Origin of the sequence: Streptomyces humidus (assembly GCF_014649655.1) — a bacterium.
GTDB classification, from domain to species: Bacteria; Actinomycetota; Actinomycetes; order Streptomycetales; family Streptomycetaceae; genus Streptomyces; species Streptomyces humidus.
In genome coordinates this window covers 297408-311182 of the sequence record NZ_BMTL01000004.1, presented here as the reverse complement: position 1 = coordinate 311182, position 13775 = coordinate 297408, and the positions used below count along the sequence as shown (strand labels likewise).

The window sequence follows — 13775 nt, the reverse complement described above, 5'->3', positions numbered from 1 at the left end:
TCACTCGAGACCCCGTGGTCTCTTGTGGTTACTCAGGAACCGTAAGAGAGTGGTCGCTGACATGGAAGAACGCACTTTTCAGTGACTGGGGAACCTGATGGTGACCAAACAGATCAAGGTCATGTCCGAGGACGCGGACCTCAGGCGCGCGGACTCCCTGGCGCGAGAGATCTTCTCCGACGTCGCCAACAAGTGGGCGTTCCTGATCATCGAGACTCTTGGTGAACGCACCCTGCGTTTCAGCGAGCTGCGGAACGAGATCGAGGGCATCAGCCACAAGATGCTCACGCAGAACCTGCGCATGCTGGAGCGCAACGGCCTGGTCGAGCGCAATGTGCACCCCACCGTCCCGCCGCGTGTCGAATACACCCTCACCGAGCCGGGCCAGGGCCTACGCGCCACCGTCGACGGCATGTGCGACTGGACCCACCGGTACCTCGGCCACATCGAGGCCGCCCGCCACCGCTTCGAAGCCTGACGGCTGATCACGGCATACAGCTGGATCACTGATGGTCCGCTCCGGCCGAACAGCCGGCCGCACGCGGCACGCCAGCAGACCGGCGACGGGAAAGCCGCCGCCGATCGGATGGACGACGCACACTCGGCGACGACCCCAGGGACGCCATCGCCATCCTGCAATCGGGCCCTTGACGACGTCGCCGCTCAGGCCGGTCTACAGCCTGTCGCCCGCATCAGGCCGCGGTCCGACGGGCGCGGAGCCAGTGGACGCCCTTTATGGCATAGCCGGCGGTCATGAGCATCCAGCCGGGGACCGCGATCCACAACCAGGATTCCGCCACCAGGAGACTCAGTAGCCCGCCGCCGAAGAGCAGCAGGCCACCGACTGCGTCCAGCAAGTCGAGACGCGCCTCGAAGCGCACCGCGGAGTCGAGTCCGCGCAGTCGGTGGATGATGGGCACGAGACCGAGGACCTGCAAGGCCACCAGGCCGAGAAAGATCCAGGCGAACCAACCGGGTATGTCCACGGCGCGCACTGTATCGCTCGTCCGGGACCCCACGAGCAGGAGCTCGAAGTCAGCCGATGTACGGCTGGTTGCGGTGCTCCAGAAAATGCCGAAGCCGTAGCTGTTGGGTGTGGTGCATGGGTCCGCACCTCGATGCCCGGCACCCCGATGAGGGTCGGCAGTGCATCAGCGCGAGACGGCAACGGGACCAGATGCCGCGGCCGAACTTCTCCTCGTCGCCCCGCTGTTGGACCCGCTGTTCCCCGTGATTCCCCGCACGTACTGGCACGCCGACGGCACGGCCCGACCGTTCCCCGAAGAGTCTCTGCCCTGGCTCCACCTGGAGCTGGGACGGATCTCCGCGTAGACGGTCCTCCGGCGCCCGGCGTCCTGGCCGTGATGGTGAGCGTGTCGAGACGACTCCCCGTGACCATCCTTGCTACCGTCCACTTCGCCTTAAATGATCCATAAAGAACCGATTCACGCCCACGGGTGGTTGAGAGGACACGGACCATGAACGACTTTTCCCGGCGTCGGCTGCTGAAGAATTCGGCGGTAGCTGCCGCTGGCGCCGTTGTCGTGCCGGGTGTCGCTGCCGCCGAAGCCCCCGTGGCGAGCGCTGTGACGGAGGCTTCGGCGAGCGGAGCGCACGGAGGGCACGGAGGGCACGGACACTGCCCGCCGGCGAAGCTGACCGGCCGGATCGTCCGCCCCCACGACCCCGGATACACGGACGCGCGCCTGGGCTGGGACCAGCTCTTCTCCCACTATCCGCTGGTCATCGTCTTCGCCCAGAACACCCAGGACGTGGTCAACGCCCTGACGTGGGCACGGCAGCACGACACCGCGGTGCGGATCCGCAGCGGCCGCCACAGCCTGGAGGGCTGGTCGAACGTCGACAGCGGCCTCGTGATCGACATCAGCGAGCTGAAGTCGGTCCACATCGACGCCCACGCCCGCGTCGCGACCGTCGGCGCCGGACTCAACCAGGAAGAAGCGGTGACCACGCTCGCGAAGCAGAACTTCGCGGTGACGACGGGCACCGAAGGCAGCGTGGGTCTGTCCGGCGCCACGCTTGGCGGCGGCTTCGGCTTTCTGACCCGCTGGCTCGGCATGGCCTGCGACAGCCTCATCGGAGCCGAGATCGTCGTCGCGGACGGCGACGAGTGCGCCAAGGTGATCAAGGTGGATCTGAACCACCACTCGGATCTGCTGTGGGCGCTGCGCGGTGCGGGCAACGGCAACTTCGGCATCGTCACCTCGCTCACCTACAAGCTGGCGCCGCTGAAGAGCGTCACGTACCTCCAGGCGACGTGGGACGGAACCGGCGACCTGCGCAGGCTCTTCGAGGCCTACCAGCGCACCGCGCCGTTCACCGACGCCCGCCTCGGCACCCAGCTCGAGGCCCACCGGAACCAGATCCTGCTGTTCGCGGTGCTCCCGGAGGGAACCCCCGCGGAGACGAAGAGGCTGCTGGCCCCGCTCCTGTCGGTCGGCAGCCCCCAGGTCACGACGCAGGTGGGCAACTGGGGCGACGTGTACGCGGGATTCCAGATCCCGATCGAGCTCGAGCCCGCGAACTGGAAGTTCTACTCGCAGTTCGCCCGCAAGCCGTTCCCGGCCAAGGCGATCGACGTGGTCATCTCGTTCATCAGGAACGCCCCCACGGACGACAGCAACTACTTCCTCCAGGCGTTCGGCGGGAACGTCAGGAGGAGCCCCCGAGGCGGCACGGCGTTCCCGCACCGCGACGCGCTCTTCTACGCCGAGCCCGGCGTCGGCTGGGGCAAGCGCAGCGACCAGCCGGGCATCTGCGACCCGCTCACCCCGCAGGCCCAGGCCTGGATCGCCGAGTTCAGCCAGGAGCTGCGCCCCTACGTGGACGGCGCCTACGTCAACGTGCCGAACATCGGCACGCAGGACTGGGAGACCGCCTACTGGCGGAACAACTTCGACCGCCTGCGCAAGATCAAGGCGAAATACGACCCGCAGAACGTCTTCCAGTACGACCAGAGCATCCCGCCCGCGGTCTGCTGACCCGACCGAGCACTGACGGAGCCCCCTCTCCACCGCTGGTTCTACTGATCCCCGCAACACCCTGGAGCTCAGGGAGTTGCGGGGATCGTGGATTTTGAGGTGCTGAAGGCGAAGTTCTTCGAGGCGCTGGACCAGGGGGGCGGTGGCCGCCGACCGCGAGCAGCGACGTTGCCCCCGCCAGCACCGCGCAGGCAGCCAGGGCAAGAACGCCGACCAGAGCGTGGCGCACTCCACGCGGATCACGTGGATCGGGCACCTGGGCGAGGCGGCCCAGCAGTCCAGGCACTTCGCCCGGCGCGAGTCCTGGATGCTCGCGGAGTTGGTCAAGGGCAGGCGGGATCAGAGATGATGCTTCGGCAGGCACGCTCTTCCAGGCAGGTCACGGGGCGTCGAGAACTCCATGATCTTGGAAGCCGTGCCTGCTTCGCTCCCCCCTGCCGGCCAACCTGGCAGACGGTCACGAACCGGATGCCCGGCGACTGCGCCCAGGCCCTGCGGGGCCACCTGGTAGATCAATGATCGGCGAAGAAAGTCTGCCAAGGTCAGGGGTCCCGTTGCAGGAAAGGCGGGCGACCGTGGTCAGTTCCCGGGGGTGGCGCTGATCCCCTGGCCGTTGTCACCAGTCAGTGTGATGCCGCGGTGATCGCCTTCGTAAGCGATCTTCTTCTGAAGCAGATCCTGCATGGCTCGTTCGGTTTCCATGAGTGCGCCGGAGCACATCCGTCGGGTGGTGCCGAGAGGGCCGAGGGTGATGTGCCCGTCTCGTACGGTCGCTTGGGCGGTGACCCGGTTGCAGCCGAGGCTGCCGGTGAACCTGCTGGACTTCTTGTCAAGCGTGAACCACACCTTGCCGTCGGCGCCCGGCGGGAGCGCACGGGCCGTGTTGTCGTCGACGAGCGCGTCCACTGTCCACTTGATGCCGTACAGCTGCGCGGGCTTCTCCTCGCTGAGCTGCACTTTGTCGCCGCTGTCGGAAGTGAGCGTCAGCCCGCCGCCCTTGATCCGGGCCTCCAGCCTGCCCCCGGTGAGGGTGCTGTGCAGTGAGTCCTCGAAGGCGAGCGGGACGTCGTCGCAGGCCATCTCGGTGAAACCCGCACCCTCGAACGTGATGCTGCCGCCGGTCATCTTTGCGGTGGCTCGGAAGTTGTTGCAGCCCGTGCTGCCGTGGACCTTGCCGTTCTTGCCGATCTCCAGAGACGCGCCTTTGGGTGCCGCCGTCTGCTTGCCATCGACGGTAAGGCTGTCGACAGCCCAGCGGACACCGGTGACAGAGTCCGTGGAGAGGCCCGAGCCGACGGAGACGCTGCCCATCTCGCTGCCACAGGACACCACGAGCGGAAGCAGGATCAGGGAGGTGAAAGTCAGTCGCTGCTTATTCATGCCACGGGGACGGCCGAGGTAGGTGAAACGTTCACGTGAAGCCGGCGCAGGTCGGCCAGGTCGCGGATCTGAGCGGCGGACAGCTTCGGGGAGGCATTGAAGGCGAACCCTCCCAGGGGTCGGAGCCCTCCACACCGCCGGAGTGAAGAACACACCTTCGTCCGGCTCGACTCGCAGCGCTCGGCGTTCGATGGAGTGGGGGACGCCCTGAGAGGTGACGGCAACGATCCGGACGATGACGATGGCTCGGCCGGTGCCCTCGCAGCTGTCCAGCCGCCCATGAAGAGCAAGGAAGCGCACGTTCAGCTGCTGTCCGAAATGCGATCACTCGTTCGCAGGACTTCGACATATAGGGCCGATTTGGCGACAAGCCTCCCGTCAGACGCCGAACACGGCCAGGCAATCGCACCCTCACACGAAGGAAGTCGACCATGAGCTTCATCCAGACCGGCAAGATCGACCTGAGGTCTGACGACCCGATCGAGACGAGCGGCGGTAACACCTCGACCTTCACGCGCGTCACGTTCCCCAGCCCGTTCCCGTCGGGTTCCAACGTCGTCGTCTTCCCGCTGACCCAGACCTTCAACGGCCCGGAGACGCCGGGCATCCGCCTCCATGACGTCACCGACACGGGCTTCCTCATCCGCCTGAACGAGGTGTACGCCGGTGCCGCCAAGAGCGACGGCAAGCACACCACCGAAACCATCGGCTGGCTGGCCGCGACCGTCTGACGCACATGCTCCGGCCGGGTGCAGGTATCCCCGCTTCTTCAAGCAGTGGCAGGCCAGAGTACTTCCCGTCGGCTGAGGCGGTTGCCGTCAAACACTGCCGTCAACGTAAAAGCCAGAGGCCCTAAGGAGTGATCCTCAGGGCCTCTGGTCTGCTGTGCACTCGGCAGGATTCGAACCTGCAACCTTCTGATCCGTAGTCAGATGCTCTATCCGTTAAGCTACGAGTGCTTGTTATTCGATTTTTCTGTCTTCTGCTCCCGGCCCTTCCGGCCCGCTCGCGGCGACAGGAAGAACATTACATGACTGCCGCCGTCATGTGAAATCCGTTTGCCATACCCATTGTGACCTGCGAAAACCCCTCCAGAGACGGGTTCGGGAGCCTGGTCCGGCCGGGAGGGGCGGAGCGGTCGGATCGAGGTGGGGGAACGACGAAGCCCCGGTCGCGGGGACCGGGGCTTCGTCGTTCGAGCGGAGGCGGAGGGATTTGAACCCTCGATGGGATTGAAGTCCCAAACCGCATTAGCAGTGCGGCGCCATAGACCGGACTAGGCGACGCCTCCAGCACAACCGCTCGCGTGTGTGCGAGTGGTGCGTTGCAGATGATGACACAGTCGAGCGTCGTGTCACCAATCGGCCTCCACGGTACTAGGCACCCCGGTCACAGGGCAAAGGCATTGCCGGGCGCAACGTACTCGGCGGTGGGCCGTTAGTCCGGTCATGCCCCAGGTCACCCCGCTCCGACGGCTCGCCGTCACCGCCTCCGTCGCCTGCGCCGCCGTGGTCGCCGCCTCCGGCGCGGGCCCCGGCGCCGCGTACGCCGGGACGGTCGACGCGCTCACCGCCGTCAGGCCGCTCGTCGGCGGCGCCGTACCCCTCGCGCCTCCGCCCGTCCGGGAGGAGGACCAGGTCTCCGGCGACCACCTCACCGTCACCGTCCGGCACGCCGGCGCACGGGCGGACGGGACCTTCGAGGTGTACTGCCACCCGGACGGCGGCAGTCATCCGGACGCGACCGGCGCGTGCGGCGCGGTCGACCGGGACACCCGGTGGGGCCGGGAGGTGTTCGCGCCCGTACCCGAGGGCGGTGTCTGCACGATGCGGTACGGCGGCCCGGCCACCGCGCATGTCACCGGACGCTGGGCGGGGCGGCCGGTCGACGCGTCGTACGACCGCAGCAACGGTTGTGAGATCGAGCGGTGGGACCGGCTCGTGCCGCTGCTGCCCGATATGCGCCCGGTGCGTCGTTGACCCGGCCGGCCGGACCCCGGGAGGCGAGGCGCCGGACCTCACCCACGGGTCGGCGGGCCCTGGAGCACTCACCCGAAGCACGGAACCCGGAAGCCGGGAGCTGCAAGCTGAAAGCCCGGAGTCTCGGGTTTCCGGTATGGGCGTGCGCAGGGGGCGGGGGCAGGTCGTCCGGGCGTTCCCTCGTTCCCTCGTTCAGTGGGTCCTCGGTCAGTGGTTCCTGCGTCGAGTGGTTCCTCGTTCGGCGGGCGGCGGGCGCGTACAGGTCGTGCGGGGCGGAAGCACCCGTTCCGTAAAGGTCGGGCGAAGGTCCCGCGAAGTCGCGGGATCGCCCGGGCGGACGCCGAGCCGGCTTCGCGGCAGGCCGGCGGGCGGCAGAGCGGGTGAGGACGGGCACGGACATACGTTCTGTGGCGCTTCGTCGTGCGAGCTCCCTCTCATCCGGCGTCGCCGGAGGGACCCCAGCCCTTAGACTCCCTCGCGTGACACGCTGCGGACCGGTTGGCAAGATGGCCCGAGCGGTCGACAAAGTGCGGTAACAGGGAGGAAGCGACTCGTGAGCAGCAGGCCATCCCGAGGCGCTGCTCGCCTCGCAGCCATACTCGACGCTCTTCCCGACGCGTTGTTGCTGGTCAACGCCAACGGGACCGTCGTCAACGCGAACACCATCGCGCTCGAGGCCTTCGAGACCCCGGGCACGGCGCTGGTGGGGCGGGGGCTGCTCGATCTCCTCCCGCAGTTCGACTCCAAGCTGATCCCGGGCTCCATGCGGCGGCCCGACCACATGGACCCGCGCGGCCGGACCAAGCCGACCCGGATGGTCGCCCGCCGGACCGACGGCGCCGAGTTCCCGGTCGAGGTCACCAGCGCGAACCTCGAGAACGGCCAGCAGGCCTACGACGGCTACGGCTACACCTCCGCCTCCGACGAGCTGCTGATGCTCGTCGTGCGCGATCTCTCCGGCACCGTCGACACCGAGGCCGAGCTGGCGCGTTCACAGCGGCAGACCGAGATGATCCTGCGGGCCGCGTCCGAGGGCGTCGTCGGCACCGACACCGACGGGCGGATCGTGCTCGTCAACCCGGCAGCCGCCCAGATTCTGGGATACCGGGCCAGCGATCTCGGCGGCAAGGAGCTGCACGACCTCGTGCTGCACTCGCGCGCCGACGGCTCGCCCTTCGCGTACGACGAGTCGCCGCTCGCCGACACGCTGCGCTCCGGACGCAAGCACCGAGTGCGCGGGCAGGTGCTGTGGTCCAAGAGCGGTGACAGGGTCGCGGTCGATCTGACGACCGCGCCCGTGCGCGACGGCGATCAGCTCGTCGGCGCCGTCATGACCTTCACCGACCGGCGGCCCTTCGACGCCCTCGCCGAGGAGAAGGAGTCCGTCGAGAAGCGGCACGCGGCGGAGTTGGAGAAACTCTCCGAGGAGCACGCCTCCGACCTCACCGCACTGCGCCAGCAGCACGTCACCGAGCTGGAGGAGCTGCGGGAGCAGCACGAGGAGGAGCTCGCGGCGGGCGAGGACCGCTACGCCGCGCTGGGCGAACGGGAGAAGGACCGGTACGAGGCCCTCGCCGGCCGGCACGAGCAGCTGCTCACCCTGCTCGGGGGCTCCCTGCGCGGCCCCCTGGACGAACTGCGCCGCGAGCTGGCGGCGCTCGCCGCGGACGACGCCGGTCAGCTGTGGCCGGAGGCCAACCAGGTGCTCCATCACCTGTCGGCCGGCTACTCGCGGATCACCACGCTCATCGACAACGTCCTCGGGTACCAGCGGCTGGACACGGGGGCGGAAGCCGTCGTCCGGACGAAGGTGATGCTGGACGCCGTCGTCGCGGCCGGCGTCGACGGAGCGGTCGATCTCATCGGGCCCGGCCGGGTCCAGTTCGCCGTGCACGCGCCGCCCATCGAGGCCGAGGTCGACGCGCGGCTCCTCGCGACCGCGCTCGCGCACCTCGTGGCCGACGTCGCGGGCGTGGACGCGACCGGCAACGCGCCCGTCTCGCTCGGCGGTTACATGGACAACACCGTCGTGGTGGCGGCCGCTCAGCGCGGTGAGGTCGTGCGCATCGAGGTGCGCGGACCCTACGCGGGCGGCGACCCCGTGCACGAGCCGATCGTGCGGGGCATCGTGCGGGCGCACGGCGGCGTGCTGCAGACGCACGAGGTGCCGGGCATGAGCGGCAGCGCCTATGTGCTGGAGGTGCCGCTCGGCGGCGGGGCGGGGGCCGTCGCCGCTCCGGCGGCCATGGCGCTGCCCGCCCTCGCGGCCGGTCCGGGCGCCGTCGCGGAGGAGGCCGTCCCGGCCGAGCAGGGGGTCGGTGGACGTCGGCGGGCCCGGCGGTCCTCCGTGGACGCGTTCCTGGAGAGCGAGGCTCCGCTCCCCGGTGCGGAGGGCGGCGCGGACGCGGACGCGTCGGCGCCGACCGGACGCCGGCGCAGGCGCGGCCCGGCCGCACAGGAGACCCCGGGCGAGCTTCCGCCCGCGGTGGGCGAGGCCGACGGCGCGGACAGCGCGGACGGTCCCGGCGGCACCGGGCGGCGGCGCGGGCGGTCGGCCGAGGTCGCCGTCGTGGGGAGCGCGGGTGCCGACAGCGGGGTGAGCGAGGGCGCCGTCGTCATGGCGGCGGAGCACGCGGCGGGAACCGCGGCCTCGGGCACGGGACTCGGCGGCACCGTCCCGCCGCAGGGCGTCCCCGCTCCGGGCGGACGGCGGGCCCGACACGCGCCGGACGAGCAGCAGCCGCAGAACGCCCTGCCGCCCGCCCTGCCCGCGCTCGCGAGCGCACCGGCGGACCCCCAGGGCATGTCGAACACGACGTCAGGCACGGGCACCGGCGCCGGGACGGGTCCCGAGGCGGATGCGGAGAGCGGGCAGCCGACGGGGCGTCGGCGACGTGCCCTGGCCGCCGCGAACGAGCGCGCCGCCGCCCAGGAGGCGGGGCCCCGCGCGGTGTTCGCCCTGCCGCCCGCGACGGCGGACCGGACACCGGACGGTCCCGGCGGCACCAGCGCGGCGGACCAGGCCCGCGCCGTGGGGCCGGTGCCCCCTGCGGGCGCCGGCCCCCTTCCTGCACCGGGAGCCGGAGCGGTCCCCGGAGCGGGAGGGCTCTCCGGGCCCGGAGCGGTTCACGTTCCGGCGCAGTCCCCGATTCCGGCGCAGGCTCCCGGGCCCGTGCCCGCCCCCCTCCCCGTGCAGACGCCGATTCCCGCACAGGCGCAGGCACCGGCCCAAACACCGGTCCAAGCGCCCGTCCAAGCCCCGGTCCAGGGGTCCATGGACGGCCCGGCGACGGACCACGGGCGGCATGACGCCGTCACGCACGACCAGTCCGACGACCACACGCCGCCCCAGCCGCACCCCACGAACGCCCCCACCGGCCGACGCCGTCGCGCCGTCGCCCAGCCGCCCGCCGAAGGCGACGGCGTGCCCGGACAGGCCGGACCCATGGTGGCCCAGGCCGCCGTCCCGGCTCAGGTCCAGCCGCAGGCACAGGCGCAGGCGCAGGCCGGGCAGCCTGTCGTCGGTGCTCAGCCCGTCCCGGCCCCCGTCGCCGTCCCGGGGCAGCCCTTGCCCGGGCAGCCCGCCGCAGCTCAGGCCGCTCCCGGCGTTCCTGTGGGCGCCGTCGCGCCGCAGGCGCCCGGTCAGGGGCGGCCGCTGCCGGCCGAAGCGGCGCCGGGGGCCGTGCCGAGCGCCCCGGTAGCGCCGAACGGCACGACGGCCCCCGCGCAGGCCGCGCAGGCCGCCCCGCTCACGCCGACTCCTGGGGGAGGCACCCCGCTTCCGCCCGAAGCCGCCGTCGGACAGCCGCGGGTCGCACAGCCACTGCCCGCCGAGGCCGCGGCCGCTCCGGCCATGGACCCCCACTCCACTCAGGGGCGTGCGATCAGCGTGCGGACCCTGGGCCAGGGCGTGCCGTTCACCCGGCAGGCCGCGCAGGTGCAGCAGGCTCACCACGCTCAGCAGGTGCTCCAGGCACCGTCCCCGTCGGCTTCGGCCACCCCCGCTCCGCACTCCGCCGGCGGTTCCGGGCGGCGTCGCAAGCTGGGGACCCCGCCCGATCCGGCGACCCGCCCGGAGCAGGCGGCCCGGCCGCACCCGCCGGCCGAGCAGCCCCTCCCGCCCCAGGCCGGGCAGGCCCCCGTGGCCCCCCCGATCCCGACGATCCCCACGGCACCGCAGGCCGCCGCGGGGGCCGCGGGCCCGGCCACGCCCGCACCGCAGGCGCACCCCTCGCTCGCGGGGCAGCCGCGGCCGGCGCCCGGCGGTCCGGGCACCGACGGCGCCGGACGGTCGTACGCCATAGGAGCCCCGGACGAGAACGCCGCCGAGGGGCCCGAGCCGCTGGACGGTCCCGGTGGGGCAGTCGAGGTGGCGGATCCGCCGAGGCCTCAGCCGCTGGACGACGAGCTGCCGCCGGAGCCGCTGGACAACCCGCGCCGGCTGCTGGTGTGGCCCGCGCCGGACGTCCACACGCAGCAGGCGCTCAGCGACCGCGGCTACCGTCCGGTGATCGTGCACTCGCGCGAGGAGGTCGACGCCCAGATCGCCGCGTTCCCGGCGGCGCTGTTCGTGGACCCGCTGACCGGGCCGATCACCCGCACCGCGCTGCAGTCACTGCGAGCGGCCGCGGTCGCCGCCGAGGTCCCGGTACTGGTCACGGCCGGGCTCGGGCAGGCGACGCGCGAGGCGGCCTACGGCGCCGACCCCGCCGTCCTGCTGAAGGCTCTCGCGCCGCGTGACAGCGAGCAGCATCCGCCGCGGGTGCTGCTCATCGAGGAGCACGCCGAGATCGCCCTCGCGCTGACCTCGACGCTGGAGCGGCGCGGGATGCAGGTGGCCAGGGCGGCCAGCGACGCGGACGCCGTCACCCTCGCCGGGCAGCTGCGGCCGAACCTGGTGGTGATGGACCTGATGCAGGTGCATCGGCGGCAGGCCGGGATCCTGGACTGGCTGCGGGCGAACGGGCAGCTCAACCGCACCCCGCTGGTCGTCTACACGGCAGCCGTGGACCAGGCGGACCTGCCGCGGCTCGCGTCGGGGGAGACGGTCCTCTTTCTCGCCGAGCGGTCGACGAGCCCCGAGGTGCAGAGCAGGATCGTGGACCTGCTGTCGCGGATCGGCACCAACTAGACACCGCTGCAGTACCGGCCCGTCCACCGGATGCGGCCCGTCCTTGGCCGGTCGGAGCCCGACCGGCCAAGGACGGGCTCCGAGACCTGAGCTCAGTTCGCGACGATCCTGCGGGCCGCCTCCTTGATGGAGGCGCGCAGACGGTCGCGGTCGGTGTCCTCGGATCCCGCCAGGATGCGGCTCATCTGGGGGACGACGGTGGCCCAGTCGGCGATCGCGATCAGCAGGAAGAGCAGGTCGGGGGCCGGGATCGCGTCGGTGATCACGCCACGGTCCTGGCCGTCCTGCATCGCGCCGACCTTGAGCGCGTAGTGCTGTCGGCGTTCCGCCTCGTCGGGCAGCTCGGCGGTGCCGTACTCGATGCCCTCCCAGTAGAGGAGACGCAGCAGCTCGGGGTGGGCGGCGTGATAGTCCATCAGCCGGTCGAGCCAACCGTCGATGTCGTCCGGGTCGACGGGGACGGCCGCCGCGAGGTGCACCATGCTGCGGCTGAGGACCAGGGAGAACAGCTGGGCCTTGTTGCCGAAGTAGGCGTAGATCAGCTGTTTGTTCGCCTTGGCCTCGGCGGCGATGCGGTCGATGCGCGCGCCCGCGATGCCGTGGCGGGCGAACTCCGCGACGGCGGCCTCGAAGATCCGGGCGCGGGTGGCCTCGGGATCCCTGGTGGTTGCCATGAGGACATCGTAGCGAGGCGCATAACCAACCAGTTGGTTGACAGGGAATCGACGGCCGCCCCGCACTGTTACACCCATCGATCCAACCAACTGGTTGGTTGACTGAGCCGCCTAGAAGGAGCGTCTCCCCCATGTCGCCCACAGTCACCCGCACACCGGCCGCCACACGTCGGCGGATCCAGGATGATCCGGCCACGCACCGGAGCCGGAACCTCCTCCTGGTCCTCATCGCTCTGTGCGCCGCCGTCACAGCCGCCAACATCTACCTCGCGGCCCCGCTGCTCCCCCTCATCGCCCACGACTTCGGCTCGACGCCCTCGGCGGTGGCCTGGATCGCCTCGGTCGCCCAGTTCGGCTACGCGGCCGGCCTGCTGTTCTTCGCCCCGCTCGGCGACCGCGTGAACCGGCGGCGGCTGGTCGCCGTCCTCTCCCTGGTCACCGCCGTGGCGCTGATCGCCGGCGCGGCCGCCACCGGAGCCGCGGCCCTCGCGGCGGCCGTGCTCGTCGCCTCCGCCGCCACGGTCGTCCCACAGCTCCTCATCCCGCTGGTCGCCGCACGGGCCCCGGCCGACCGGCGCGCCCGTCACGTGGCCGCCGTCATCGCCGGACTGTTCACCGGCATCGTCGCGGCCCGCGTCCTCGGCGGACTGGCCGGGCAGGCCTTCGGCTGGCGGGCGGTGTTCGTCGGCGCGGCCGTCCTCACCACCGTTCTGGGGCTGCTGACCGCGGCCGCGCTCCCCGCCGAAGAGCCGCGCACCCGTGAGGGCCACCTCTTCGCCGGCCTCACCGCGATGCCCGGTCTGGTGCGACGCTCGCCCGAGCTGTGGCGGGCCTGCGTACGGCAGGCGGGGATGTACGGCGCCTGGAGCGCCCTGTGGACCTCTCTCGCGCTGCTGCTGACGGACGGCTCGTACGGTCTGTCGACCGCGACCGCCGGTCTCTTCGGACTCTTCGGGCTGGCCGCCAGCGTCGTCGCGCCCCTGGCCGGAGGCCTGGTCGACCGCTTCGGCGCGGCGAACACGGTCCGCGGCGCGTACCTTCTCGCCGCCGTCTCGGTTCCGCTGTTCTGGCTGGGCGGGCACGTCCTCGCGGCGCTGTTCGTGGCCGCGATCGTGATCCACGCGGCTCTCGTCACGTCCCACGTCGCCAACCAGACCCTCGCCCTGACGACCACCTCCGCACCGGCGACCGCCAACAGCGCCTATGTCGTCGCGGGCTTCGCGGGCGGGGCCACCGCTTCGGCCCTGGCCGGCCTCGCCTTCGCGAGCTTCGGCTGGGGCGGGGTCGTCGCGGTGGCGGGCGCGTGGCTGCTCCTGGGCTGGAGCACCACGGCCGGACGACGCCGGCCCGCCGGGCAGGGCACAAGGTGAGATCCCCCGGCCGGCGCCACCGGCCCCCGGCCGCCCTACCCAGGACGGCCGCCGTACGTGGGACGGGTTCCGCACGCCGGACAGGCTCGCGAGACGCCCGTCCGGCAGCGGCGCGCCGGACGGGCGTCACCACGTGACCTGACCAGACCTGACCTGACCGGCCCTGACCGGCCCCGTCCGGCGTACCGGCACACGCCCCACGCCCCGCTCGCCCCAAGCCCACCCCCCGCTCGGCCCAG

11 protein-coding genes, 2 tRNA genes and 1 pseudogene are annotated in these 13775 nt (G+C 71.4%); 7 read left to right on the top strand and 7 right to left on the bottom strand.

Features of this window, described 5'->3' with window-relative positions; genetic code table 11:
* The first annotated feature begins 97 nt into the window (after positions 1–97).
* Positions 98–478: a winged helix-turn-helix transcriptional regulator gene (locus IE239_RS06500; protein ID WP_190148275.1), complete on the top strand. Its 381-nt coding sequence runs from the start codon at positions 98–100 to the stop codon at positions 476–478.
* A 214-nt stretch (positions 479–692) separates the two neighbouring features.
* Here IE239_RS06500 and IE239_RS06495 read toward each other — a convergent pair whose 3' ends face one another.
* Complete coding sequence (locus tag IE239_RS06495; protein WP_190148274.1) at positions 693–986, bottom strand: hypothetical protein; 294 nt, start codon at positions 984–986, stop codon at positions 693–695.
* A 116-nt stretch (positions 987–1102) separates the two neighbouring features.
* Positions 1103–1218: pseudogene (locus IE239_RS41845) on the bottom strand (XRE family transcriptional regulator); the annotation flags it as partial.
* A gap of 260 nt (positions 1219–1478) precedes the next feature.
* On the opposite strand from IE239_RS41845, the gene IE239_RS06485 reads away from it, so the two are divergent.
* Positions 1479–3002, top strand: coding sequence for an FAD-binding oxidoreductase (locus tag IE239_RS06485; protein ID WP_190148272.1), 1524 nt, complete (start codon positions 1479–1481; stop codon positions 3000–3002).
* Here IE239_RS06485 and IE239_RS41840 read toward each other — a convergent pair.
* Positions 2935–3231, bottom strand: coding sequence for a hypothetical protein (locus IE239_RS41840; RefSeq protein ID WP_229877855.1), 297 nt, complete (start codon positions 3229–3231; stop codon positions 2935–2937). The two genes, IE239_RS06485 and IE239_RS41840, sit on opposite strands and share 68 nt — an antisense overlap.
* On the opposite strand from IE239_RS41840, the gene IE239_RS41835 reads away from it, so the two are divergent.
* Positions 3145–3351: a hypothetical protein gene (locus IE239_RS41835; protein ID WP_229877857.1), complete on the top strand. Its 207-nt coding sequence runs from the start codon at positions 3145–3147 to the stop codon at positions 3349–3351. The two genes, IE239_RS41840 and IE239_RS41835, sit on opposite strands and share 87 nt — an antisense overlap.
* 230 nt (positions 3352–3581) lie before the next feature.
* On the opposite strand, the gene IE239_RS06475 is transcribed toward IE239_RS41835, so the two are convergent.
* Complete coding sequence (locus tag IE239_RS06475; RefSeq protein ID WP_229877844.1) at positions 3582–4682, bottom strand: META domain-containing protein; 1101 nt, start codon at positions 4680–4682, stop codon at positions 3582–3584.
* A 131-nt stretch (positions 4683–4813) separates the two neighbouring features.
* On the opposite strand from IE239_RS06475, the gene IE239_RS06470 reads away from it, so the two are divergent.
* Entirely contained in the window at positions 4814–5113 is a 300-nt protein-coding gene (locus tag IE239_RS06470) for a hypothetical protein (RefSeq protein WP_190148271.1), read from the top strand.
* 155 nt (positions 5114–5268) lie between these two features.
* Here the strand turns inward: IE239_RS06470 and IE239_RS06465 are convergent.
* Positions 5269–5341 (bottom strand) — tRNA-Arg (locus IE239_RS06465).
* Positions 5342–5582: 241 nt separating this feature from the next.
* Positions 5583–5673, bottom strand: a tRNA-Ser gene (locus IE239_RS06460).
* Between the two features lie 157 nt (positions 5674–5830).
* On the opposite strand from IE239_RS06460, the gene IE239_RS06455 reads away from it, so the two are divergent.
* Positions 5831–6361: an SSI family serine proteinase inhibitor gene (locus IE239_RS06455; RefSeq protein ID WP_190148270.1), complete on the top strand. Its 531-nt coding sequence runs from the start codon at positions 5831–5833 to the stop codon at positions 6359–6361.
* Positions 6362–6914: 553 nt separating this feature from the next.
* Positions 6915–11492 (top strand): hybrid sensor histidine kinase/response regulator, encoded by a 4578-nt coding sequence (locus IE239_RS06450; RefSeq protein ID WP_190148269.1) that lies wholly within the window; start codon positions 6915–6917, stop codon positions 11490–11492.
* A 92-nt stretch (positions 11493–11584) separates the two neighbouring features.
* On the opposite strand, the gene IE239_RS06445 is transcribed toward IE239_RS06450, so the two are convergent.
* Positions 11585–12166 (bottom strand): TetR/AcrR family transcriptional regulator, encoded by a 582-nt coding sequence (locus IE239_RS06445; RefSeq protein WP_190148268.1) that lies wholly within the window; start codon positions 12164–12166, stop codon positions 11585–11587.
* Between the two features lie 131 nt (positions 12167–12297).
* On the opposite strand from IE239_RS06445, the gene IE239_RS06440 reads away from it, so the two are divergent.
* Positions 12298–13536, top strand: a complete 1239-nt coding sequence (locus IE239_RS06440; protein WP_229877842.1) for an MFS transporter — start codon at positions 12298–12300, stop codon at positions 13534–13536.
* Positions 13537–13775 lie beyond the last annotated feature (239 nt).

Coding starts and splice junctions, on each gene's coding strand:
- IE239_RS06500 (WP_190148275.1), top strand. CDS start 98: ATGGTGACCAAACAGATCAAGGTCATGTCCGAGGACGCGGACCTCAGG.
- IE239_RS06485 (WP_190148272.1), top strand. CDS start 1,479: ATGAACGACTTTTCCCGGCGTCGGCTGCTGAAGAATTCGGCGGTAGCT.
- IE239_RS06470 (WP_190148271.1), top strand. CDS start 4,814: ATGAGCTTCATCCAGACCGGCAAGATCGACCTGAGGTCTGACGACCCG.
- IE239_RS06455 (WP_190148270.1), top strand. CDS start 5,831: ATGCCCCAGGTCACCCCGCTCCGACGGCTCGCCGTCACCGCCTCCGTC.
- IE239_RS06445 (WP_190148268.1), bottom strand. CDS start 12,166: ATGGCAACCACCAGGGATCCCGAGGCCACCCGCGCCCGGATCTTCGAG.
- IE239_RS06440 (WP_229877842.1), top strand. CDS start 12,298: ATGTCGCCCACAGTCACCCGCACACCGGCCGCCACACGTCGGCGGATC.